The 23,103-nt window shown below is 60.8% G+C and carries 18 protein-coding genes; 2 read left to right on the forward strand and 16 right to left on the reverse strand.

Features of this window, described 5'->3' with window-relative positions; all coding sequences use genetic code 11:
• Window positions 1-146 precede the first annotated feature (146 nt).
• Window positions 147-2,024 carry an O-antigen ligase family protein gene (locus tag MJP36_RS27610; protein ID WP_244384531.1) on the forward strand — a complete coding sequence of 626 codons (1,878 nt, stop codon included), beginning with the start codon at window positions 147-149 and terminating at the stop codon, window positions 2,022-2,024.
• Window positions 2,025-2,041: 17 nt separating this feature from the next.
• Here the strand turns inward: MJP36_RS27610 and MJP36_RS27615 are convergent, their stop codons facing one another.
• From MJP36_RS27615 to MJP36_RS27650, 8 genes are all read right to left on the reverse strand, one after another.
• Entirely contained in the window at window positions 2,042-2,926 is an 885-nt protein-coding gene (locus tag MJP36_RS27615; protein WP_161547754.1) for a glycosyltransferase, read from the reverse strand.
• On the reverse strand, window positions 2,923-4,077 hold the full coding sequence (locus MJP36_RS27620) for a glycosyltransferase (protein WP_090367187.1): 1,155 nt from the start codon (window positions 4,075-4,077) through the stop codon (window positions 2,923-2,925). The genes MJP36_RS27615 and MJP36_RS27620 overlap by 4 nt, the downstream gene beginning before the upstream one ends.
• Window positions 4,074-4,958 (reverse strand): DUF6625 family protein, encoded by an 885-nt coding sequence (locus tag MJP36_RS27625; protein WP_104995346.1) that lies wholly within the window; start codon window positions 4,956-4,958, stop codon window positions 4,074-4,076. The genes MJP36_RS27620 and MJP36_RS27625 overlap by 4 nt, the downstream gene beginning before the upstream one ends.
• A 32-nt stretch (window positions 4,959-4,990) precedes the next feature.
• Window positions 4,991-6,430: a PIG-L deacetylase family protein gene (locus MJP36_RS27630; RefSeq protein ID WP_244384532.1), complete on the reverse strand. Its 1,440-nt coding sequence runs from the start codon at window positions 6,428-6,430 to the stop codon at window positions 4,991-4,993.
• The gene (locus tag MJP36_RS27635) at window positions 6,427-7,323 is read right to left on the reverse strand and encodes an antimicrobial resistance protein Mig-14 (protein ID WP_244384533.1); all 897 of its coding nucleotides are present in this window, start codon (window positions 7,321-7,323) and stop codon (window positions 6,427-6,429) included. Before MJP36_RS27635 ends, MJP36_RS27630 begins: the two co-directional genes overlap by 4 nt.
• The gene (locus tag MJP36_RS27640) at window positions 7,323-8,453 is read right to left on the reverse strand and encodes a glycosyltransferase (RefSeq protein WP_244384534.1); all 1,131 of its coding nucleotides are present in this window, start codon (window positions 8,451-8,453) and stop codon (window positions 7,323-7,325) included. Before MJP36_RS27640 ends, MJP36_RS27635 begins: the two co-directional genes overlap by 1 nt.
• A complete protein-coding gene (locus tag MJP36_RS27645; protein WP_244384535.1) occupies window positions 8,437-10,194 on the reverse strand; it encodes a carbamoyltransferase family protein in 1,758 nt (585 codons plus the stop codon). The genes MJP36_RS27640 and MJP36_RS27645 overlap by 17 nt, the downstream gene beginning before the upstream one ends.
• A gap of 144 nt (window positions 10,195-10,338) precedes the next feature.
• Window positions 10,339-10,659 (reverse strand): YceK/YidQ family lipoprotein, encoded by a 321-nt coding sequence (locus MJP36_RS27650; RefSeq protein ID WP_060755146.1) that lies wholly within the window; start codon window positions 10,657-10,659, stop codon window positions 10,339-10,341.
• Between the two features lie 172 nt (window positions 10,660-10,831).
• Here MJP36_RS27650 and MJP36_RS27655 point away from each other — a divergent pair, with 172 nt between their 5' ends.
• On the forward strand, window positions 10,832-12,913 hold the full coding sequence (locus tag MJP36_RS27655) for a TonB-dependent receptor family protein (protein WP_244384536.1): 2,082 nt from the start codon (window positions 10,832-10,834) through the stop codon (window positions 12,911-12,913).
• 164 nt (window positions 12,914-13,077) lie between these two features.
• Here the strand turns inward: MJP36_RS27655 and MJP36_RS27660 are convergent, their stop codons facing one another.
• Genes MJP36_RS27660 through glnE form a run of 8 tightly spaced genes read right to left on the reverse strand, consistent with a single transcriptional unit; the run spans window position 13,078 to window position 23,018 of the window.
• Window positions 13,078-14,517 (reverse strand): lipopolysaccharide kinase InaA family protein, encoded by a 1,440-nt coding sequence (locus MJP36_RS27660; RefSeq protein ID WP_244384537.1) that lies wholly within the window; start codon window positions 14,515-14,517, stop codon window positions 13,078-13,080.
• Complete coding sequence (locus tag MJP36_RS27665) at window positions 14,517-15,269, reverse strand: lipopolysaccharide kinase InaA family protein (RefSeq protein ID WP_244384538.1); 753 nt, start codon at window positions 15,267-15,269, stop codon at window positions 14,517-14,519. Before MJP36_RS27665 ends, MJP36_RS27660 begins: the two co-directional genes overlap by 1 nt.
• Window positions 15,266-16,000, reverse strand: a complete 735-nt coding sequence (locus tag MJP36_RS27670; RefSeq protein ID WP_090367206.1) for a lipopolysaccharide kinase InaA family protein — start codon at window positions 15,998-16,000, stop codon at window positions 15,266-15,268. Before MJP36_RS27670 ends, MJP36_RS27665 begins: the two co-directional genes overlap by 4 nt.
• A complete protein-coding gene (gene rfaP, locus MJP36_RS27675; protein WP_104995340.1) occupies window positions 16,000-16,806 on the reverse strand; it encodes a lipopolysaccharide core heptose(I) kinase RfaP in 807 nt (268 codons plus the stop codon). Before rfaP ends, MJP36_RS27670 begins: the two co-directional genes overlap by 1 nt.
• Entirely contained in the window at window positions 16,803-17,927 is a 1,125-nt protein-coding gene (locus MJP36_RS27680; protein ID WP_090367210.1) for a glycosyltransferase family 4 protein, read from the reverse strand. The genes rfaP and MJP36_RS27680 overlap by 4 nt, the downstream gene beginning before the upstream one ends.
• Entirely contained in the window at window positions 17,927-18,988 is a 1,062-nt protein-coding gene (gene waaC / locus MJP36_RS27685; protein WP_244384539.1) for a lipopolysaccharide heptosyltransferase I, read from the reverse strand. Before waaC ends, MJP36_RS27680 begins: the two co-directional genes overlap by 1 nt.
• Window position 18,989: 1 nt before the next feature.
• Window positions 18,990-20,024, reverse strand: coding sequence for a lipopolysaccharide heptosyltransferase II (gene waaF / locus MJP36_RS27690; protein ID WP_060755154.1), 1,035 nt, complete (start codon window positions 20,022-20,024; stop codon window positions 18,990-18,992).
• A 54-nt stretch (window positions 20,025-20,078) separates the two neighbouring features.
• Entirely contained in the window at window positions 20,079-23,018 is a 2,940-nt protein-coding gene (gene glnE / locus MJP36_RS27695) for a bifunctional [glutamate--ammonia ligase]-adenylyl-L-tyrosine phosphorylase/[glutamate--ammonia-ligase] adenylyltransferase (RefSeq protein WP_244384540.1), read from the reverse strand.
• Window positions 23,019-23,103 lie beyond the last annotated feature (85 nt).

Genomic DNA, 23,103 nt, shown 5'->3' on the forward strand with positions numbered 1-23,103 from the left:
TTTGAAAAAGGAGGCTGACTTTAGCACAGCTTCTCTGTTGTACTTGCACCCGGCTTGCCCCTCGGCCCGGCTGGATCCGACCGAAGACATTATATAGCCACTATCTTAAGATGGTCGGTTTTCTCTCTCTGGAATGGCTTTACTGTATGCACTCCAAGCGCCTTAGTTATGGCTCAAATCGCGTTTTCGACTTCCTGGTCCTTTGGATTTTGCCCATTGGCTTGTTGCTGCTCCTGAGCTCACTGTTCTTCGTGTCCAACCGCAACGTATTGCACCGAATCGTTTACATCCTTTTTACCGTACCGACCTTGTTCATGTTTTTGCAGCGTCCCCGAGAGCTCAGGGAACTGCTGCGTGAACCCTTGGCAATCGCGTTCCTGGTCTTCGCAGGCTGGGCTCTGACCAGCCTGCTGTGGAGCGTTGAACCCACCCTCGACAGCGACCTGCTCAAGCGCCCATTGAACACCTTCCTCCTGTTTGGCGGCTGCGCGCTGCTGCTGCATTACCGCGCCGAACTGTTCAAACCGATTTTCTTCGGTGCTGCGGTGATCGCCTTGGTGGTTTGCCTATGCAATCTGGTGGCGTTCGTCAAAGGGTTCGAGCCGGGCATGCGCATGATCGGCGGGCGTGGTGCCCTCGATAACCCGCTGCTCAGTTCTCATTTGTTCGGTTTCTTCTGCGTTTACTGGTTATATATCTGCATGACCACCAAGCGCCTCCAGGCGCTGTGGTTCAGCGTGCCGGCCACGATGATCATGGCTGCAGCCTTGCTGGCTACCGGCTCACGAACACCTTTGGTAGCCATGGCTCTCGCCGTTCTGTGGCTGAGTTTCCTCAGCCGTAACCGCCGCGCAGCACTGCTGATTACCGGCTTGGCAATAGCCCTGGTCGGATTACTGATCCTATACCCAGATGCCATCAGTGGGCGCGGCAGTTCGCTCCGCTTTGAAGTATGGGACCTGGCACTAGAACGCATTGCCGAACATCCTTGGATCGGCCACAGCTACAACTCCGAGCTGTACCTGACTTTCTGGAATGGCTACCAACTGTACGAACCTCACAGTTTTGCGCTGGGCGTTTTCTATTATGTCGGCATCATCGGCTTCATCCCGTGGGTATTCATGCTCGGACGGGGGTTGTATATAGGCATCAAACAACGTACGCAGCCGCTGTTTATCCTGGCATCGGCGCTCTTGGTGTACGGCATCGGCGCGGGCCTCACCGAAGGCGGCGGCATCCTTTCGCGGCCCAAGGAGCACTGGTTCCTACTGTGGATTCCGCTGGCACTGCTGACCGGGCTGAGCATCGCCCAGCGTCGTCGCAGCCTGCTGGACACACCGGTCAAAACCCTAACACCGCAGGCATTTGACCAGCTATGCTGCAACGCCCACGTAATCGAGGCCGACGGCCTGGGCCCGAAGGTCCTGCGCCTGGAGGACGGCAGCTTCCTCAAGCTCTTCAGAGCCCGCCGCTGGTATACCTCCGGCTGGTTCAATCCTTATTCGGAACGCTTTGCCAGCAACGCTGCGCAGCTTCGTGCACTCGGCATCGTCGCGCCGACTATCCTCGACCTCTACAACCTGCGCGACGGCAGCACCGCCGTGCGTTACCAGCCGCTGCCGGGGCTGACCGTGCGCCAGACCCTGCAAAGCCTGGACAGCAGCCTGCGCGGCGCTCTTGTGGAGCGTCTAGGCCGGTACATAGCCCTGCTTCACGAACGAGGCGTGTACTTCCGCTCTCTGCACCTGGGCAATGTACTGTTCATGGAAGACGGCGAGTTCGGGCTGATTGACGTGGCAGATATGCGCCTGTATCCGTCGGCACTGCGCAACGCCCTGCGTCAACGCAACCTCAAGCACATGCAGCGCTATTCGCAAGACCGCAACTGGTTGTTCGAGAGCCATTTTGAACAACTGATGCAAGGCTATGCCGCCGTCGCGTCGGCACAAGCCACGTTGAAGATCCGCGAAAAGGCACAGACGCTGCGTCCGACAGAACAGGATACAAGCCCCGCCAGCAGGTGACAGGGCCCGTAGGGGGATCAGTCTTTTTCCAGCGGGGAAAAATACAGGCGGGCCAGGCCACGCCAGGTCTTCTTGTTCCAGGCGCGAAACGGAATCTGCGCCAACAACTCCCGGGCCAGCTCGCGGTTGCGATTGGATGTCTTGAGGAACATGGAACTGAGGAACTTGTAACGCACCTCGTCATACAACGGGTGATCGCTGAACAGGGCGTAGGTGCGCAGTATGCTGTCGATCATGAAGCGGTGGTTTTTGTAGGAGTTGGTAGCGTGCTTGCGATAGCGCGCCATCACCACGTTCAAACCGTCGATGAAGTAACCCGCGTGAGTGATCTTCAATTCGATGAACAAGTCTTCCAGACGAATCTGCGGGTCGAACCCCCCGACCGCCTCCAGCGCCTCGCGCCGAATCATCAGCGTCGGTGCTGGCGGATAAGGCTTGCGCTCCAGGAACATGTCATCGAAATCGAGGCGCCGGAAGGGTACATCGCGGCGCTGGCGGCTTTCCGGATACAGCGCCCCCTCGGAGTCGATCAGTTCGATATTACCTGCGCAAATCCCCACCTCAGGCTTGCCGTCCATATAGGCAACCTGGGTCGCAATACGCTCGGGCAACATAATGTCATCGGAACCGAACGGCACAATCAACGAGCCCCTGGCGCGTGCGATGGCGTCATTGAGAGTGTTGGTCAGCCCCTGGTTCTGCTGTACGCGAAAATCAAAGGCGTGATGTTCCAGCAAGCCGCGAATGCGCACGACGCTGTCATCGGTGGAGCCGTCATCGATCACCAGCAGCTCGATGTTGGCATACGTCTGGTTCAGTACGCTCAGGATGCTCTCTTCTATATAGGGAGCGTGGTTGTACGACGCGATGATCACAGTGACCAACGGTTGATTCTGGTTCATACATTCTCTCTGCGTGCTTGAGCCAGTCCCGACTCGATGAGCTCGAGATATTCGCGACGGAACACCTCGATGTCATGATTGGCCTGGAGGTACTGATAAGCCTGTTCACCCTTGCGCGCCAAGGCGTCATCGGGCAGAGCCAGGTAGCTGTCCAGCGCCTGCGCCAGCGCCGCAACGTTGGCCGGTTCGACCGCCAGGCCGCCCGCACCCTCGATCAATGGCAGCATGGCCGGCACGCTCGACGCGATGATCGGCAGTCGCCCACTCATGCCTTCCAGCAGCGCCAGGCCCAAGCCCTCGGCCAGGGACGGCATCGCCCAGATGTCAAAAGCGCGCACATAACGCAAAGCGTTCTCGCGAAAGCCGAGCAAGTGGACACGACCGCTCAAGCCCAGGCGCTCGATTTCAGCCGACAAGTTGGCCTCCTCCCGTCCGGCGCCGATGATAGCCATCTGCGCCGAGGGATAGCGCTCCTTGAGCTGCGCAAAAGCCTGCAGTAAATAAGTATGCCCCTTGACCGGCACCAGCCGGCCCAATGCTCCGACCAAGCGCACCGAAGGGTCGAGCCCCAGCAGCTCACGCGCCTGCTCCCGGGAATACTGCAATGCATCGGTCTGTTCGATATCGATGGCATTGGTAATCGCGTAGGTGTTGCTGTCGGTGAAGCCGCACTGGCAGTCCAGCAGGTACTGCTTGACCGCCGGTGACACGCCGACAAACCGCCAATGGCCGTCAATCAGTCGCTGGGCCTGTTTGCGGCGGTATAAGCGGTCGTACTCGCCAAACCCGTGGGAGATCCCGATACACAGGGGGATCTTCAACCAGCGGTTGAGCTGCAGCAGCATGTTGACGGGCTTGAAGCGGTTGCACACCACTACGTCGAAGCGTTCCTTGCGGCAGAACTGATACAGGCGCCACATGGCAAGCAGGCGCATGCCTTTGAGGGCCTTGTCGGAAAACTCGAAATACACCGATGCGTGCGCACGGCTCACCGGTTCGCCCGGCCCCGGTCGACCGCGCAGGAAGGCTGCGGTGACCTCATAGCGATCCGTCGGCAGTGCCTTGACGATCTGCTCGGCCAAGTCAGCGAAATCATGGGATTTGACATTGTAGTCAGGCTGCAACTGCAAGACTTTGAACCGCCGGCTCATAACGCTCCTCGATGGAAACCCGTAGCATCAACAATCCAGGACGGTGCAGCCGCCAGCGCCTGGATCTGATCAGGACACGGTGTTTCCACCAATGGCCACTGATTACGCTTCCAACAGACAAAATGAAAATAGGGAAATTCCCGCTCGCCGTCCCGGTCATTGGTCAGGTGTCCCTTGTTCCAATACCACTGGTGCGGGAAGCGGTCCGTGCCGTCGTGCCATTTGATCACGCCGCCGGGCGTGCTGAATGCCTCGACAAACTCACTCTGCCGGCGCCACGGGTTGAGCTTACCGACCAGCTCGAACAATGGCTTAGGAAAGTTCTTGCGCCACAGGAAGATCCTGCTGAAGGCGCCCTCGTCCAGCGCATGGTGCTTCTGATCGGTGAAACGTTGCTGCCAATTCTTCATCTGCATGAACACTTCGCGCTTGCTGGCGGTGTTGCGCATCAGGCACAAGTGGCCCGCCACGCGGCGCTCATGGGTGGAGAACAAGTTGTAGCCCGCCAGACGCTCTGCGGTGAAATAGTTACGCAGGTTGCCGTAGATCAGGTCCAGATCGCCAAAGGCCCAGAAATCATACTCTTCAAGCCGGTCGGCGTGGATATACCCGAGCGCTGGCTTGATGTCGCACAGTTTGTAAGCAGCCTGAGGGGCAAACGGGATATTCAGGCGCTGTGATACCAGGGCGCAGTAATCGGCAAATGTGATGTGCTCGATGCGCACATTGGTCGGGACGTTGGCCGGCATTGGACAATCACTGAACAACAGCCAGTCGATATCCGGATTGTGACGGCAGCTTTCCAGGAAAAACGGCATCCAGAACGGCCAGCAGCCGAAGTAGGGGATGATAAAAATAATACGAGGGCATGGGTTGATCAAAACGGGGACTCACTGCCATTTACAGAGAGCACTCAGTGCTCTCTCACATTGCCGAACGCTTGGGGACGTCGGATCACCCAGTACAGCTCATGACGACGGACGGCCTTGCGGAAAAACTCGTTTTCTCCCCAAGGTGAAATCGTCCGGCGCGCCAGAACCCGCTGGATAACCCGCCGCAGTCGCCGCTTGAACGGCATCCGCGGTTGCAAGTCATGCATCATGCCAAGCGACATTGCCTTGTCACACTGCTGCTCATCAGTCAGCGATATGCAATAAGGGTGCAAAGTGTACGTTGAATCAAAGAAAGGTGGCAAAGCGACACCACTGCCGGCATCCCCCATCGGCCAGCGATCATTGTCGTGCAAGTGATTGGCGTATCCGAGCAACATGGACGGTTGCCATTCCAACCCCTGCAGCGCTTCCAGCACCGCTTGCTGCGCGCAGATATGGTCAGGATGCGGGTCGATGACCGGATGCGGTAACACGATGACTTCGGGGCGCGCCGTCAGTAACAAGTGACGCAGGTCAGCCAGCAGGTTGTTCCAGGTCGGCAAACCGTCACCATCGGTCGGCAGCGGGAATGGGTTGAATTGGCGAAACAGACGGGTATCCGCAAGGTCCGCTTCCCGCGAGGTAACCGGCACGTCCGACGCGGCCTGCATGGCTTGCAGTTGCAGGCAAAAATAGCCCAGCTGCACGCAATGGGATTCGGGCACACCGGCCCAGCGCGGTACGGCGATACTGTCCCAGGCACGCAGCCGACCCTTGACGCGCGACGCCTCGACAGCCCCCAGGCCCATCTGCCGGTAATGTTCAGCTTCGATTTCACCGGCGGTCAGGGTCACGATCCACGGTTCTTCGGCCTGGCTGTAAAGGCCGAACGCCGCCAACTCAGCGTCATCGGCATGGGGCGCGACCACCATCACTCGCCGCGTACTCAGGTCAGGGTTGCTCCAGGCCCACAGCTTGGGCGCGCCTTTGAACCGGCAATGACGCGCACGTACCCGCAACTCCCCGGCGAGCAGGGCCGGCGCCAGCCCCGTCAGATTGATATAGCGCGTACCGTTTACACCGCGCTCGAATGCTTGACGGTCGACCTGCCCGCCGCCTGTCAGCTCGACGGCAGGGTCAAGAAAACGCCCCAGCCAACGGCTCTCCAACCGAACAGCCAGTATCAACGTGGCGTCCGCCTTCAATTCGTCAGGTCGATCAAGTAGCAGCCGATCGCCCTCCAGCCGCACTCCGGCCAATTGAGCGTCTTCTGCAAACGGGTATTGATAGTCTTGCGACGGCGAGTAGAACAAATGGTCGGCAAACCAGGCTTCGTGGGCGACCCATGCCAACACGGCCAGCACTATCGGTAGCCACCAGGCCACCAGCACGCCAATGACCACCAACAGCAACAAACCGATCAACAGACCGATGCGCTTGTTACGCCGGTGACGCTTGAGCAACTGCTGCTTGCGACTCATACGCTGAATACCTGCACCGGGTTGCACCAGCGGTCCTTATACTCGCGATCGGCCCGACCGAAAGAAAACCGCAGCGGTTTGCCGACTTCTCGCGCCTGCTCCCAGGCGGCTTGGGTATTGAGAAAGCTCAGGACGCTGCCTGGGCTGAATGAGCGGGTTTCAGGGTCGACACCACCATTGACATATTCCACGCTGATCCAGTCGGACGACTCGACCCGGTACACCAACTGCACAGCAATCGGCGCATCGTTAAGAAAAATCACCGAGCCGATCAGCCATTCACGCAGCAACTCGATCACCTCGGCCATCCGCTCGGCACCCGTGGCGACAAAACCCCAGCGACGCAGGAACAAATCGCAGTAGATCGCAGCTAGTTCCTGGCTGGAAAATTCGCTCACCGACCGCACGACACCACCAGCCTCCTCCAACAAGCGCAACTCACGGCGCTGGTTGTAGCGAAACTTCTTCGACAACTCTTCCGGCGTACGCGCCATGGCTAACTGCTCGGGCTGAGGCTTGAGCCCGCTGAAACGCCCCTCATTGAGGGTCGACAAGTAACGGCCCCGGTGACGCAGCGGTGCTTGGGCGTCGACGGCGGCCGGCAGGATCAATTCGGCATTGCCCAGGTCGAAGAGGCCCTTCTTGCCTTGACGCTTGAGCACATCCTTGGACAACGCCAGGTCGCGCCCCCACGTGGCAATGCACGCCTTGAGTTCGTCGCCTTGCTCCCACGCCAGATAGCGCACGGGAATACCCGCCAGCGCGGCCAGGCGTTCGATGATCTGCGGATGGGTGGCGACACTGCCGCCGAAACGCTTCCACGCGGCGCTGTAGGCAGTCGCGTCGACAACGGACCAGCCACGCTCACGCCAGCCTTGAAATCGATTGAGCATCAAGCCCCCGCGGTCAGTTCAATTACGTGGGGCAACTGCCAGAAAGCCGTGTGTACTGCCTGATCCGAGAACTGTGCATGCAGACGCTCCAGCATCATTTCGGCGCACTGGCGCTTCTGCTGCGGGCCCATTGCAGCCAGATGGACCAGGCCCTGTGCCAGGTGCTCGGCATCACCGAAGGGAAACAATATGCCAACGCCTTCGACCACTTCCCGCGCACCGCCGCAAGCCGTGGCCAGCAACGGTACACCGGCAGCCATGGCTTCAAGCAGCACCATGCCGAAGGGCTCGTGGTCGGAACTCAGGGCAAAGGCATCGAACGCACGGAAATACAGGCGCGCATTCGGCACCTGGCCGAGGAACAACACCCGATCGGCAATCCCCAATTCGCGAGCCTGGCTCTTGAGGTCTTGCTCCAGGCGCCCGCTGCCGAGGATCGCCAGCTTGCTTTCAGCCGGCAACTGCGCCAATGCCAGGGCAAAGCCCTTGAGCAGCGTGGCCTGGTCTTTGTCCGGGTGCAGGCGACCGACGTTGCCAACCACCCACTCGTCGGGTGACAACCCCAGGGCGTCGCGTGCCTCATCCTTCGACACCTGTTGCGCCTGCAGGGCCTCGACATCGATGCGGTTATACAAAGTCTGAATACGTGCCGCCGGCCATTTCGGCAGGCAGCGACGGATGTCATCACGCACCGCGTCCGAAACTGCCAGCAGGCTCAGGCGCCTCTGGAAGATCGAGGCAAACAGGCGACGACCTCGACGCTGATAGTCACCAAAGGCGTGATGCACGCCGATGACCTGCAACCCCGTGCCCAGCAGGGCGATGTAAATGGGTTTGGCGCGGTGGGCAATGCAGAAGCTGAAGTTGCGTGACGCGGCAATCTTGCGCATCTGGGCGATGGCCGACAGCTTCAGGCCACGGATGGCCTTGGAGCTGTATTCCATGAACAACACTTCATCACTGGCACAGGCCGCCGCCACGCCGGGGTCGGCGACCCCGGTGAGGAACACCGTGGTCACCTTGTAACCCGAGCCCGCGAACAGGCTGGCGTATTGCCGCGCGCAGTCCAGGAACGGCCCGTCATAGCCGTGGCAGAATTGCAGGACCTGCCGATCAGCCGAGCGCGTCATAAGGGTCCACGCCGTCTTTGACGACCAGGATGTCTTCCATGATCAGGTACTGCAGGTCGGAGCCGAAGAACATGTTCAACGCATCGGTCGGCGAGCAGATCATCGCTTCGCCACGACGGTTGAGCGAGGTGTTCAGGGACACGCCGTTGCCGGTCAGTACTTCCAGCTCTTTCATCATGTCGTAGTAGCGCGGGTTGTATTCGCGCTTGAGCACCTGGGCTCGGGAGGTGCCATCTTCATGGACCACTTCCGGCACGCGGGTTTTCCATTCCTCGGCCACTTCAAAGGTGAAGGTCATGAACGGCGCCGGGTGGTCGACCTTGATCATCTGCGGGGCCACGGTGTCGAGCATCGACGGGCAGAAAGGCCTCCAGCGCTCGCGGAACTTGATCTGGTGGTTGATGCGGTCAGCCACTCCGGTGGCGCTTGGGCAACCGATGATCGAACGGCCGCCCAACGCACGCGGACCGAATTCCATGCGGCCCTGGAACCAGGCTACCGGGTTGCCGTCGACCATGATCTTGGCGATGCGCTGAGGCATGTTCTCGATCTTGCGCCAGTTCGGTTTGCTCTCGTGCTTGGCGCACGCGGCGATCACGTCTTCGTTGCTGTAGGACGGGCCGAGATAGACGTGTTCCATCTTCTCTACCGGTACACCACGAGCGTGCGACACATAGGCTGCCGCGCCAACCGCAGTGCCGGCATCGCCGGACGCCGGTTGCACGAACAGCTCTTTCACGTCGTCACGCGCGATGATCTTCTGGTTCAGCTTGACGTTCAGCGCACAGCCGCCGGCGAAGGCCAGCTTGCCGGTTTCCTTGAGGATGTCGCCCAGGTAATGGTCGATCATCTGCAGGGCCAGCTTCTCGAACAGCGCCTGCATGCTGGCGGCGTAGTGGATGTACGGCTCGTCGGCGATGTCACCCTCGCGTTTCGGGCCCAGCCACTCGATCAGTTTCGGCGAGAAGTAGAAGCCCTTGCCCTTCTCTTTATAACGACGCAGGCCGATGACGTTGGCGTAGTCGGTGTTGATCACCAACTCGCCATTCTCAAACGAGGCCAGGCGGGAGAAGTCATATTTGCTGGCATCGCCATACGGCGCCATGCCCATGACCTTGAACTCACCGTCGAGCATCTCGAAACCGAGGAACTCGGTGATTGCCCCGTACAGGCCGCCCAGGGAGTCCGGATCGTAGAATTCTTTGATCTTGTGGATCTTGCCGTTTTCGCCGTAGCCGAAGAACGTGGTGGCGTATTCGCCCTTGCCGTCGATGCCCAGGATCGCGGTTTTTTCCTGGAAGCCCGAGCAGTGGTAGGCGCTGGAAGCGTGAGCCAGGTGGTGTTCAACCGGTTCGATCTTGATCTTCTTCGGATCGAAGCCCAGTTGCTCCAGGCACCAGACGATCTTGTTGCGATAGCGCTTGTAGCGACGGTTGCCCATCAGGATCGCGTCAAGGGCGCGGTCCGGGGCGTACCAGTAACGCTTGGCGTAGTGCCAGCGCGCCTCACCGAACAGGCTGATCGGGGCGAATGGGATCGCCACTACGTCAACGTCGGAAGGCTTGATGCCGGCCTGTTCCAGGCAGAACTTCGCCGACTCGTAAGGCATGCGGTTCTTTGCATGTTTGTCGCGTACGAAGCGCTCTTCTTCGGCGGCCGCGATCAGCTTGCCGTCGATATACAAGGCTGCGGAAGGATCATGGCTAAGGGCGCCGGACAGGCCAAGAATCGTCAATGCCACAGGGGTCTAGCCTCTTTTAGTCTGCATGCAGGCGGGTTGCGCCTGAAAAAAGTGTGCCTCCCACCTCGGCGGGAAACAGCTAAAGGGCGGGATTATAGCTTAAAAGCAGCACAAGACTGTTAGCGGCAAGAGGATCGGCGCGGCTTAACGGTAGACATAGAGGTAGCCGTACTCGACTTGCCGATACAGGGTGTAGGGCAGAACGACCGTGTCCAATGCACCCGACAAGGCGATATCAGCCAACACAAACGGTATGAGCACGCCCGTCGGGTCTGGCGCAGCGTGCAGCAGGCAGAAATCAAACGCCACGCCGCTGTAGATACGAGGAATGGCCGCACAATAGGTTTTTTGCTTGCGCAGCTCTCGGGTCGCTGCGACATCTTCACGCAGCACCGTATTGAGTGTGCCGCAGCCACTGATCGTCATTGAAACCAAACCGACTGCCAGCGCAGTTTTTACGTTCATGGCGAGCCCTCAAGATGGTTCGCCACGCTAGCACCTGACTTGAGCGGGGTTCAGCCCAGCCCCACCGCTACAACGCGTAGGATGCTTCCGAAATGCGCAAAACCTGCCAAACCACTAAACTCGCGCCCTTTTGCGCGTTTACACACAAAGCGCCTCGCATTTCGGCTGACTCATGAAAACCCTCGCCCGCATCACCTTGCTATTACCTAGCCTGTTCGCCGTATGCGATACCGCCACGGCCGACGACACCGCCCTGATCCTCGACCCCAGCGTGGTCACCGGCTCGCGCAGCGCCAGCCCGACGTTCGACCTGCCGTACTCGGTGGACAGTATCAGCCGCGAGCAGATCAGCGACGGCCAACTGGGCATCAACGCCTCCGAAGCCCTGTCCCGCGTGCCGGGCCTGGTGGTGCAGAACCGTCAGAACTATGCGCAGGACCTGCAGATTTCTTCCCGCGGCTTCGGCGCACGCTCGGCGTTTGGCGTGCGCGGCATCAAATTGATTGCCGACGGCATTCCCGCCAGCACCCCGGACGGCCAGGGCCAGGCGGCCACGTTCAACCTCGACACCGCCGAGCGCATTGAAGTGCTGCGCGGCCCGGCAGCCACGCTGTACGGCAGCAACGCCGGCGGGGTGGTCCAGATGTTCTCGCGTGACGGCGAGGGCCCACCGCGCATCGGCGCCGAAACCCTGGTGGGCAGCGATGGCCTGAACAAAAACCACCTGAGCGCCGAAGGCGCGGCCAACGGTGCCGGCTTCGTGCTCGACGCCTCACGCATGGACACCGACGGCTACCGCGACCACAGCAGCGCCCGCCGCGACCAGACCTTCGCCAAGCTCAACGTCCAGCCGGATGACGACAGCAAACTGGCGCTGATCTACAGCAGCCTGGAGCAGAACAATACGCAGGATCCGCTGGGCCAGACATGGCAAGCCTACAAGGCCGACCCGCGCTCGGTGAGCACCAGTGCGTTGACATACAACACGCGCAAAAGTATCGACCACCAACAGTTGGGGCTGAATTATGAGCGCTACTTCGGCGATGCCACCTTGCAGGTGAATGCGTACACGGGCCGCCGCAGCGTGATTCAATATTTATCGATTCCAGGTGGCACACCACCCGACAAGCGCGGCGGCGTGGTGGACTTCGAGCGTAAATTCTACGGCGGCTCCCTGCGCTGGCTGCAACCCATCACCAGCGCGCCTGGAGACCTCACGCTGATCACCGGCCTCGACTACGACCGCAGTCAGGATGATCGCCAGGGCTATTCCAATACGCTCGACGGCGTGCATGGCGTCAAAGGCGCCCTGGGCCGCGATGAAATCGACACCGCCACCAGTCTCGACCCGTTCGTGCAAGCCAACTGGCTGCTGGGCGACTGGACGCTGCAAGCCGGCCTGCGCCACAGCACCATGAAGATGGACGTCGACGATCACTTCCAGAGCGACGGTAACGACAGCGGCAACAAGACCTACCAGAAGAACACGCCGTCGGTGAGCGTCATGTACGCCTTTACGCCGGACCTGCATGGCTATGTGAGTGCGGGCAAAGGCTTCGAAACACCGACCCAGGCCGAATCGGCCTATTCCGGCGCCTCGAACGGCTTCAACTTCGCGCTCAAGCCGTCAGTCAGCACCCAGTATGAAATGGGGCTCAAAGCCCGCCTCGGGCAGGACACGCGACTCAACGCAGCCGTGTTTCAGATCACCACCGAAGACGAGCTGGTGGTGCAACAATCCAGCGGTGGTCGCACCACCTATCAGAACGCCGGCCGCACTCTGCGCCGGGGCTTTGAATTGGGTATCGAAAGCCAACTGACGGAACAGTGGAGCACCCAACTTGCCTACACCCGCCTGCAAGCCACCTATGACAGCGATTTTGTTGGCGGTGGCAAACCCGTGGACAAGGGCAACTACCTGCCAGGCGTACCACAAACCACCCTGTTCGCCGAGCTGAACTGGAAGCCCCGCGACTGGGTCAGTAGCGCTATCGAAGGCATGTACCGCAGCAAGGTCTACGTAGAGGACACCAACCAGCAACACGCGGCGCCGGGCTACAGCGTCTTCAACTGGCGTGCACGGTTCGAGCAGAAGGTGGAACACTGGACCTTTCACCAGACGTTACGCCTGGATAACTTCCTGGATCGCCAGTATGTCGGCTCGGTCATTGTCGGTGACGGCAACGGCCGCTATTACGAAGCGGCCCCCGGGCGATCGTGGTATGCGGGCGCAGGGGCTGAGTACCAGTTCTAGATTCCCCCCAAATCAACCTGTGGGAGGGGGCTTGCTCCCGATGGACTGCGTAGCAGGCCCATTTTTGAGGCCGCCACACGGCCTATCGGGAGCAAGCCCCCTCCCACAGATCAACCATCGTCCGTTCTATCGCTTAACTGATCAGGCATTAGGTCTCGCCCGAATCAGACCTGTTTGGGCAAACGCTGGTCAATCAACTTGTAGAGCGCACTGTCCGACGGCCAATTACGCATAAACCGCGCACGATCCCTGGCAAACGCCGGGGCAAAGCTGGCGACTGAGCGGTGCTGGCACATGGCATCCAGATCGATCATTGCCCAGCGGCCTTCGTTCCAGAACAGGTTGTGCCCTTTGAAGTCGCCATGGCTGATGCGCTCGCGGATCAGTTCGGCGAACAACTGGTCCAGGGCCAACAGTTCGTTCTCAGGCGCATCGCCGTGTTCAACGTAGGGTGCGAAGCGCTCGATGATGTCCGGTCCCGGCAAGAACTCGGTCACCAGGTAAGCCCGGCCGCGCAGCCAGAGAAAACGCTTCTCCAGTACAGCCAGCGGCTTGGGTGTAGCGATCCCCAGGAACGCCAGGCGGTTGCCTTCGCGCCAGGAATGCCAGGCGCGGCTGGGGCGCCAGAAGCGCTTGAGCCAATGCACAAAACCTTTGATGTTGTATCGCTTGATCACCAACGGCCTATCAGCGACCTCTACCTTGGCGACAGTCGCCGCGCCACCGGTTTTATAGAGATGGCCCTGATCGAGCAACACGTCAGCCTGCGCCAGCACCCGCAGCATCGCCGGTTCTTCCTCACGACGAATGGCGCGCAAGGCAAAAGCCCCCCTTACGACGCTGAACAGCGTGCATTCACGGCCGACCTTGCTCAAAAAGTCCCGCAGGCGCCAGGCACTGACCTTGTGCACCTGTTTTTCCAGGGCTTCCAGCGGCAAGGCATGTTCGCCGTTGCCCAGCAGGTAATACACCAGCAGCTCCTCGGTGAACGGCTCAAGGTGTTTGGGTAGCTGGGCGAAGAACACACCGAGGTTTTCCAGCACCCGGCTGCGCGACAGCGGCTTGCCCGCTTCTTCGACACGAATCCCGGCACCATCGATCAGGTACAGCTTGCCATCATGGCGCAATAGGTTGTCCAGATGCAGGTCTTCCTGCCACAGGCCTTTGGCATGCATCTGGGCAATCGCGCCCAGGGCTTCGGCGAGTACGGCGGTTTGTTCATCTGCCAGCGGCGGCAAACCTTCGACCGCCTGCCAGGCATCGGCGAGGCTTTGCGCACCTTCGATGAACTCGAACAGCAGCCAGCCGCCCTCGCCGTCCTTCAAACCATCAGCCAGCAACAACGGCGTGGTCAGGCCGTGCTCGGCGAGCAGGCGCACACCCGAGAGTTCACGCTGAAAATGGCGTGCCGCCTTGCTGCCCACCAACAACTTGGCCAACACCGGGCGGCCACGCCACACCGCGGCACCGACGTAACGCTCACCCGGCAATACCCGCAGCAGGCTCAACAGTTGCAGTTGGCCAGGGCCCGCCGCATCCGCAAGCTCAATGGTCAGGGGCAGGTCGGGAGTACGGCCGGCCATTTTCAGCTCGGACAAACGCATCAACGGTTTTCCTTTTGGCTGCGGCGGGCGGTCAATTTCTGCAGCCATGTAGAGACCAGCGCACTGTATTGCGGCTCGCCGAGATAGGCGGCCAGCAGTTGGCGTACCTGGTCGTCCGACCATTGCGGCGCGCGTCGCAACAACGGCTCCAGATCCTTGACGCGGTCACGCCAACCGAACAACAGCGGCCGGGTTTTCTCCAGGTCAATCAGCTGCGCGGCGTAGCCTTCATCACTGGCCCGCAGGAAAATATGCTTGGGGTAAAAACAACCATGCACCTGGCCTGCGCGATGCAGGCGCCGGGCGAGCTGACCGCACGCCAGCAGGATCGCGGCACGCTGAGCATCGCTCAATTGCGACCATTGCTCCAGCAATGTGTCCAGGTCGCTCCAGCCGTCCAATGCACGGGTCAGCAAGATGGCACGGCGCTCGCCCTGCACCTTGCGCTCACCAAAAAAGGCAGCCTGCAATGCAGGAATACCCAGCTGCCGGTAGCGGCTGATATTGCGGAATTCGCGGGCGAAGCTAGGCTCGCCGAACGGGCTATGCAAGGTACGCGTCAGATAGTTGCTTTGGCGTTTGAGGTAATAACCCTGCCCCTCCAGCTCCAGACGAAATACGCTGCTCCACCCACCACGGCTGGTGTTCGGTTCGTCGACCGCGTCCAATTGCTTGGCCCACAATGCCTCGAAGGTTGCAAGGCCATTGCGCTCAAGCAGGGCTCGGTCTTCGGCCGCCAGAAAGTCACTCATTCGCGTCCCTCGAAAAACTTCACCACATGGCGAATTCGCTGTTTGTCCGACGCCGTCAGGTGCGTACGTTGGCGGTATTGCATGTAGAACCGCAGGCGCTGGGTGGCCGACAAATGATATTTGGCAACCTTGTCCAGGCATGCCAGGTCTTTGGTAATGCGGTACTTGAGCCAGAAGCCGCGCCAGAAATCACCGTTGGGGCAGTCGATCAGGTACAGCGTCTGCTGGTCGTCGATCAACAGGTTGCGCCACTTCAGATCGTTATGGGTAAAACGGTGCTCGTGCATGGTACGGGTATATTCGGCGAGCTGGCGGCTGACCACATCCACCCATTTGCGGTTCTTGAGACGCGCATCGTTGCGGTCGGCCAGCACCGACAGGTCTTCGGTCTTGGGCAGCTCACGGGTGATCATCGCACCACGGTCGTAGGCCAGGCCATTGCGCTCCAACCCCCAAGCCACCACATCCGCAGTGGGAATGCCCCACTTGTTGAAGCGCTTGAGGTTCTGCCATTCGGACTTGACCCGCGGCTTGCCCAGATAACGCCGCAGGCCCTTGCCGGCGCCGGTGTAGCGCTTGACGTAGTAATTGACCCCGCCCCGCTCCACCCGGATCACTTCCGACAATGGGTCGCGGGTCAGTTGCTGGCCTTGCAGGGCGAAAACCGCCTCGAGGCTTCCGAAGTCATCTTTCAGGGCCGCGTAGGCAGGTTCCAGGTTCCAACCCGCCATCAGATTGCATCCCCCAAACGTTGCTTGCGCGCATATAGCTTGTCGGCCTTGCGCTGCAGCAGGCTCAAGGATGCCGCTTGTTCGGCCAGGATCTGACGCAGCGGCTGACGGAAGTACCCCTTCAGGAAACGCAGCTTGTCGCGACGGGTAAGACCTATATCCAGCGCCGAGTAGTACAACGCAGACAGATCTTTATCACGCCAGCGCAACGGCAATTGAGCGCGCAATTGGGCACGGTGCAGGTCGATCACCGAGAGCTTGATATTGCGTGCGTCAATCGGTTGCGAGGTGTCCAGCAGGAAGTGGCACAGGTAGCAGTCGCGGTGATTGACGCCACCCCGGTGCATGTCTCCGACCATGCGCGCCAATTCGGCCGTGAGGGCGTGGCGTAACGCGGGCGCAGGGGGTTCAGCGGCCCAGTTCACGGTAACGTCTTCGAGACTGAGAGTCGGCGCCAGCTCTTCGGTGATGATGAACGAGTGCTGGTCTGCCGGATTACTGCCTTTTTCGCCGAAGGCTACGCCGGTCATGGTCGGCACGCCGAGTTCCTGCAAGCGATGAATCGCCGCCCACTCAAGGCCGGCGCCCAGCACCGGCAACTTGGCGGTAATCAGGTTCTTGAAGATTTCGCCCCAGCCAATGCCACGGTGGACCTTCACGAAATACGGACGGCCACCCACCTCGGTGCGCAAAGTACGACGTGCCGCCAGTTCGCGAAACACTTCGCCTTGCAGTTTCTCGACTTCGGCAAAGGCATCAAGCCCAGCCCATAAAGTCTTGAAGGGTTCGGCAAGGATCAACTTCATCGTTTGGGCTCCGCCAGAATCACATCCGCAGCGTGTTGCGGCATGCTGTAGAGGTCGGCCGTCTCGGCAAAGGCCAACCCATTGCGGCTCCAGGCCGCGCGCTGTGCAGTGTCGGTGAGCATGTGCGTCAGGTAATGGTTGAGCTGGTTCTGCTCGAACGGCTCATCCAGTACCAGGCCACTGTCGGCTTCAGCAATGTAGTGGGCATAACCACACACGGCCGAGACCAGCACCGGCAAACCCGCCACCAAGGCTTCGAGCAACACCGTACCGGTATTTTCGTTGTACGCCGGATGAATCAACAGGTCGGCGCCCAGCAGGAAACGCGGGATATCGCTGCGGCCCTTGAGGAACTGCACGTTATCCCCCAGCCCCAACGCCGCGCTTTGCAGTTGGAATACCTTGGGGTCGTCCTGGCCGATTACAAATAACCGGACGCGTTTTTTCAGCTCGGGCGACAACGCGGCCACAGCCTTGAGGCTGCGATCGACACCTTTGGTCTTGAAACCCGAGCCGATTTGCACCAGCAGCAAATCGTCGTCACCCAAGTTGAATTCCTTGCGGAAACCCTCGCGAATCTCGGCGGCATTCGGCGGCGCACGGCGGTCCTGGGCAATGCCTGGCGGCAGCAGATGGAAGCGTTCAAGCGGCGTATCGTAATGCTTGATGAACAACGGCTGCTGCACTTCGGAAATCATCAGGACTTCGGTCTTGGCCTCCCTGGCGAACACCGCACGCTCGTACTCGGCAAAGTGCTTGTAGCGACCGAAATAGCGGTACAACGAGTGACGCAGGTTTTGCGCCTTGTCTTCAAAACAGCCGTCGGCGGCATAGTAAACATCCAGGCCGGGCATTTTATTGAAGCCGATCAAACGGTCCACCGGGCGCTTGGCCAGGTCCGCTGCCATCCAGGCGCTGAGTTTCTCGTTGCGACGATGGTTGAAGAACGCCTTGACCGGCGCCACCAGCACTTCAAAACCCGGCGGGATATCTCCTTCCCAGATCAACGTGTACACGCGAATCTGATGACCACGCTGCTGGCACTCCAGGGCGATACGCATGAAGTCGCGTTGCAAGCCGCCGAAGGGAAAGTATTTGTAGAGTACAAAAGCCAGTTGCATCAGTGCAGGTCCTCGGCCAGTAACAGCGTGGTCAGTCGGCTTGCCACACGCTCGGGATTCAGGCGCGTAAAGCACAATGGCGATTCACGCCGGATGTCGAACCGACGCAAGTCGTCGGCCGTGGGCTGATAGGTGCATTGCTTTTGCAGGCAGGGTGCACATGGGAAGTCACTGGCCATGTGGATCTGGCCTTTGCCATAGGCACCGGTGAGGCCGGGGTTGGTGGGGCCGAACAGCGAAAGGGTCGGCACATCCAGCGCAGCGGCCAAGTGACCAAGGCCCGTGTCCACCGCCACGCAGGCGCGGGCACCGGCCAACACACGGGCGACGCCGGCGAGGTTCAGTTTGGGCAGTACTTCGGCGTTGGGCAGCCCCTGGGCCAGGCGTTCGGCTCGGGCCTTTTCGGCAGCGTTGCCCCACGGCAGCTTCACGTCCACGCCCAGGCGGCCCATCCGCTCAGCCAGTTCGCGCCAATAAGCCTCGGGCCAGTGCTTGGTGTCCCAGGTGGTACCGTGCAGCAACAGTACAAAGGGCTTTTGCGTCGGCAGGCCAAGCAACTTGTCGACGTTCAGGCCGTAATCGCCCAGGGCCTTGGGCAGGTCATAGCCCAACGCCACGGCGAACAGCTGGCGCAAGCGCTCCACCGCATGTTGCCCACGGGCCACGGCCAGGCGCCGGGAATAAAAGCGCGCCGCGACGGGTTCACGTGCGGAGTTCTTATCGAAACCGGCCACCGGCGCACGCACGTAGCGCGTCAGCCAGGCGCTTTTGAGCAGGCCCTGGGCATCAATCACCAGGTCGTACCTGGTCGACTGGATGCGTTGTTTGAAAAGCCGCCACTCACCGCTCTTGAAGGTCTGCCAGAGGTTCTTGCGCCAGCGACGAATCGCCACCGGAATCACTTTGTCCACCGCCGGGTGCCAGGTGGGGATTTCGGCAAAGCCTTCTTCCACCACCCAATCGAAGCGGATGCCGGGAATGGCCCGCGCCGCATCGGTCAGTGCCGGCAACGCATGGATCACGTCACCCAGGGATGAGGTCTTGATTACCAATACGCGCAAACTAACGGACCTCGACCACTGAGCCCTGCAACCGCTGCAAAGCCTCGTTGACCGGCTGCGGCAGCAATTGGCGCAGGCAGTTGTAGTGACCGAACCGGCAGGTGCGGTCAAAACACGGGCTGCAGTCCAGGCCCAGGCGCACCACTTCGACCTGGTCGGCCAACGGCGGTGTGAAACCGGGTGAGGTGGAACCGTAAACGGCCACCAGCGGGCGGTTCAGCGCGGCCGCTACGTGCATCAGGCCCGAGTCATTGGACACCACCGAATCCGCGCAGGACAGCAGGTCGATCGCCTCGGCCAGCGAGGTGTCGCCACTGAGGTTCACCGCTTCTTCGCGCAGGCCGGGGATCAGGCGCTGACGGATGTCTTCGCCTACCGAGTGATCGTTTTTCGATCCGAAGAGCCACACCTGCCAACCCTCGCGGATCTTGGTCTCGGCGACTTTGGCGTAATGCTCCGACGGCCAGCGTTTGGACTCGCCAAACTCGGCACCCGGGCACAGCGCCAACACCGGGCGGTCCAGGGTCAGGCCGAACTTGGCCAGTGCCGCGTCGCGGGTCAGCGGGTCGATCTGCAGGCTGGGGCGCGGGTAAGGCTTGGGCAACTCGGCACCCGGCTCGTAAGCCAGGGCCATGAACCGCTCGATCATCAGCGGGTAGCGCGCCTTGTCGAGGGTGCGCACGTCGTTGAGCAACACATAACGGAACTCGCCGCGCCAGCCGGTACGCTTGGGGATGCCGGCAAAATACGGCACCAGCGCCGACTTCAGCGAGTTGGGCAGCAGGATGGCCTGGTCGTACTGGCCGGCCAGGGATTTGCCGATGCGCCGACGGGTCGCCAGTTCAAGGGCGCCGTGGCCGAGCGGGAAGCTCAAGGCCTTGCGCACCTCGGGCATGCGCTCGAGGATCGGCCGGCTCCACTCGGGGGCGAGCACGTCGATTTGGCAGTCGGGATGACGCTGTTTCAGGCACTGGAACAGTGTCTGCGCCATCACCATGTCACCGACCCAACTGGGCCCAACGATCAGAATATTCATGTAGTTTCCACAAACGATGCGGGGAGGCTTATGCCTCCCCGCCCTAATAGTGTTTCAGCTCAACCCCAGCGCCTGCCAGATTCGCATCACCTGCCGCCGTTCGTCGGCGAACTGATCCCCGGCGACCGTACCGGACTCGTTTTGCAGAGCCTGGCGATGCGCAGCGGAACGGTAGGCCTTATACACCTCGCGCAGCAGGTGGGCATCGGCGGCGGGCATCAGCCCTACCTGCTCCAAGCCTTCCAGAATGCGGATATTGTCGGTATAGCGCAGCAACGATGGATGTTGCGCAGACCACGCCAAAGCCGCGTATTGCACCATAAATTCAATATCGACGATACCTCCGGCGTCCTGCTTGAGATCGAACACCGCCGTCGCCTCGAACGCATTGGCGCCGGTGCCGGCCGCCGTGGTCTTGGTGCCCAGGTTATCGCGCATCTTGGCGCGCATCTCGCTGACCTCCTGGCGCAGCTTGACCGGGTCCCGCTCACGGCCCAGCACACGGGCCCTCACCTGCTCGAAGGCCTGCCCGACGTCCTGGCTGCCCACCAACACCCGGGCGCGGATCAGGGCCTGATGTTCCCAGGTCCAGGCTTCATTTTGTTGATAGCGATCAAACGCCCCCAATGAACTGACCAATAACCCGGAGGCGCCGGAAGGTCGCAGGCGCATATCCACCTCATAGAGCTGGCCCGAGTTGGTCTGGGTGGTCAGCAGGTGAATGATCCGCTGGCCCAGGCGCGTGAAGAATTGCGCCCCATCGATCGGTTTGGCCCCATCGGTTTCCGCCTGCGGGTCGCCATCATGGATAAAGACCAGGTCCAGGTCCGAACCATGCCCCAGTTCGATCCCGCCGACTTTGCCATAACCGACAATGATGAACCCAGGATCGCACAAGGTGCCGTCCACGCGCTGCGGCGAACCATGGCGGGCCACGGTCTGGCGCCAGGCCAGGGCCAATACTTGCTCGAGGATGGCTTCGGCAAGCCAGGTGAGGTAATCGCTGACCTTCATCAACGGCAAGCTGCCGGCGATCTCCGAAGCGGCCACGCGCAGGCGGTGAGCCAGCTTGAAATGGCGTAGCGCCTCCATCTGCTGCTCAAGGTCGTCCTCGGGGATGCGCGTCAGGCGCTCGCGCAACTCGGCAGCCAGCTCCGGTGCCAACGGCGGTTTGAACAGGCGACCTTCGTTGAGCAACTCGTCGAGCAGCAACGGGAACCGCGTGATCTGCTCGGCGATCCAGGGACTGGCGACGCACAACGTCAGCAAACGGCGCAGCGCATCGGGGTTTTCGGTCAGCAGCACCAGGTAAGCGGAGCGCCGCGCGACGGCTTCCACCAGCGGCAGTACGCGCTCCAAGACCAGGTCGGGGTTGGCGTGTTCCACCGCCTGGGCCAGCAGGCGCGGGATAAACGCATCCAGCCGCTCACGCCCCAGGCGCTGCATCGCGCGCAATTGCGGGCTGCCTCGCAGGCTGGCCAGGGCCCTGAGGGCCTTGGGCGCGTCGCTGAAGCCGCCCTCGGCCAACTGGCGGCACGCCGCGTCTTCATCCTGGGACTCTTCCCACAGCGGCAACCACTCACCGCCCACCATCAGCTCGCTTTCGTCGCCTTCCTCTTCATCCGGGTCAGCAATCACTTGGCGAAAATGCCAATCCACCCGACCGCGCCAATACATCAAGCGCTCATGAAATGCCGCCCAATCGGCAAAGCCCAACATAAAGGCAATACGTGCCTGATCCTGCGGGTTGTCCGGAAGCATCTGGGTCTGCCGGTCGGCGATGGCCTGGATGGCATGTTCGGTGTAGCGCAGGAATTCATAGCCTTCGCGCAACTCGGCAATCACCGCCGGCGGCAGGTAGGCCTGGCCTTCCAGAGTGCCCAACACCTTGAGCAGCGGGCGCTGTTGCAGGCTGAGGTCGCGTCCACCGTGAATCAGCTGGAACGCCTGGGCGATAAACTCGACTTCACGGATACCCCCCGAGCCCAGCTTGATATTGTCGGCCATGCCTTTGCGCCGCACTTCCTGCTGGATCAACTGCTTCATGGTGCGCAGCGCTTCGATGGCGGAGAAATCCAGATAACGGCGGTAGACGAACGGTCGCAGCATATCGAGCAGTTGCGCGCCGGCCACCTGATCGCCCGCCACGACGCGTGCCTTGATCATGGCGTAACGTTCCCAGTCGCGCCCCTGATCCTGGTAGTACTGCTCCAGCGCGTTGAAACTGAGCACCAGGGCACCGGCCGAACCATAGGGACGCAGGCGCATGTCGACACGGAACACAAAACCGTCGACGGTCATCGGGTCCAGGGCCTTGATCAGTTTTTGACCAAGACGAATAAAGAACTCCTGATTATCCAGGGCGCGCTTCACGCCCACCGTCTCGCCGCCTTCGGGATAGGCGAAGATCAGGTCGATGTCGGATGACAGGTTCAGCTCCACCGCACCGAGCTTGCCCATGCCGAGAATGACCATGTGCTGCGGTTCGCCGCTACGGCGGCCGGTCGGCGTGCCGAATTGCACGCAATGGCGCTGATACAGCCACTGGTACGCTTGGTCGATACAGGCGTCCGCCATGTCGGAGAGGTCACGGCAGGTTTGCACCAGGTCCGCCTGTCGAGTCAGGTCGCGCCAGATAATCCGCACCTGCTGACGGGTACGCTGACGACGCAATACACGCCCCAGCTCGTCTTCTGTTTCAGCCTGTTGCACCGCGCCGGCCACCTGCCCGCACAGTTCGCCTGGTGCAAAGCCGCGATCCAGCTCGCCCCAGGCCACCAGCTCCAGCAACATCAAAGGGTCACGAAGACTCTGTTCAATGACAAAATCACTGGCGGCGCATACCCGGGCGAAGTCGGCCCACCGTTGCGGCGTCCACGCAGAAAGGCCATGATCGTCATCCAGCGCGGCCACCGCGTCACGAAATGACTGCTCGGCCCGCTGGGCAAAAGGCAAGAGAACGGCCGGCAGTTCGGCCAGCGTTGGAAGGCTCATGGTCTATCCTTGATCGGCGCGTGAATGGCTTGTAGCTGTGAACGCAGGAACCACGCTCGGTGAAGGACTGTCGAACAAAGGTTAG

Source organism: Pseudomonas palleroniana (genome assembly GCF_022836895.1).
Classification (GTDB): Bacteria; Pseudomonadota; Gammaproteobacteria; order Pseudomonadales; family Pseudomonadaceae; genus Aquipseudomonas; species Aquipseudomonas palleroniana.

What these genes read in the sequence shown, in the direction of transcription:
- waaF (WP_060755154.1), bottom strand. Translation starts at nt 20,024, where the DNA reads ATGAATATTCTGATCGTTGGGCCCAGTTGGGTCGGTGACATGGTGATG.
- MJP36_RS27635 (WP_244384533.1), bottom strand. Translation starts at nt 7,323, where the DNA reads ATGCTCAATCGATTTCAAGGCTGGCGTGAGCGTGGCTGGTCCGTTGTC.
- rfaP (WP_104995340.1), bottom strand. Translation starts at nt 16,806, where the DNA reads ATGAAGTTGATCCTTGCCGAACCCTTCAAGACTTTATGGGCTGGGCTT.
- MJP36_RS27640 (WP_244384534.1), bottom strand. Translation starts at nt 8,453, where the DNA reads ATGACGCGCTCGGCTGATCGGCAGGTCCTGCAATTCTGCCACGGCTAT.
- MJP36_RS27655 (WP_244384536.1), top strand. Translation starts at nt 10,832, where the DNA reads ATGAAAACCCTCGCCCGCATCACCTTGCTATTACCTAGCCTGTTCGCC.
- MJP36_RS27630 (WP_244384532.1), bottom strand. Translation starts at nt 6,430, where the DNA reads ATGAGTCGCAAGCAGCAGTTGCTCAAGCGTCACCGGCGTAACAAGCGC.
- MJP36_RS27670 (WP_090367206.1), bottom strand. Translation starts at nt 16,000, where the DNA reads ATGGCGGGTTGGAACCTGGAACCTGCCTACGCGGCCCTGAAAGATGAC.
- MJP36_RS27615 (WP_161547754.1), bottom strand. Translation starts at nt 2,926, where the DNA reads ATGAACCAGAATCAACCGTTGGTCACTGTGATCATCGCGTCGTACAAC.
- MJP36_RS27610 (WP_244384531.1), top strand. Translation starts at nt 147, where the DNA reads ATGCACTCCAAGCGCCTTAGTTATGGCTCAAATCGCGTTTTCGACTTC.
- MJP36_RS27650 (WP_060755146.1), bottom strand. Translation starts at nt 10,659, where the DNA reads ATGAACGTAAAAACTGCGCTGGCAGTCGGTTTGGTTTCAATGACGATC.
- glnE (WP_244384540.1), bottom strand. Translation starts at nt 23,018, where the DNA reads ATGAGCCTTCCAACGCTGGCCGAACTGCCGGCCGTTCTCTTGCCTTTT.
- MJP36_RS27665 (WP_244384538.1), bottom strand. Translation starts at nt 15,269, where the DNA reads ATGAGTGACTTTCTGGCGGCCGAAGACCGAGCCCTGCTTGAGCGCAAT.
- MJP36_RS27620 (WP_090367187.1), bottom strand. Translation starts at nt 4,077, where the DNA reads ATGAGCCGGCGGTTCAAAGTCTTGCAGTTGCAGCCTGACTACAATGTC.
- MJP36_RS27660 (WP_244384537.1), bottom strand. Translation starts at nt 14,517, where the DNA reads ATGCGTTTGTCCGAGCTGAAAATGGCCGGCCGTACTCCCGACCTGCCC.
- MJP36_RS27680 (WP_090367210.1), bottom strand. Translation starts at nt 17,927, where the DNA reads ATGCAACTGGCTTTTGTACTCTACAAATACTTTCCCTTCGGCGGCTTG.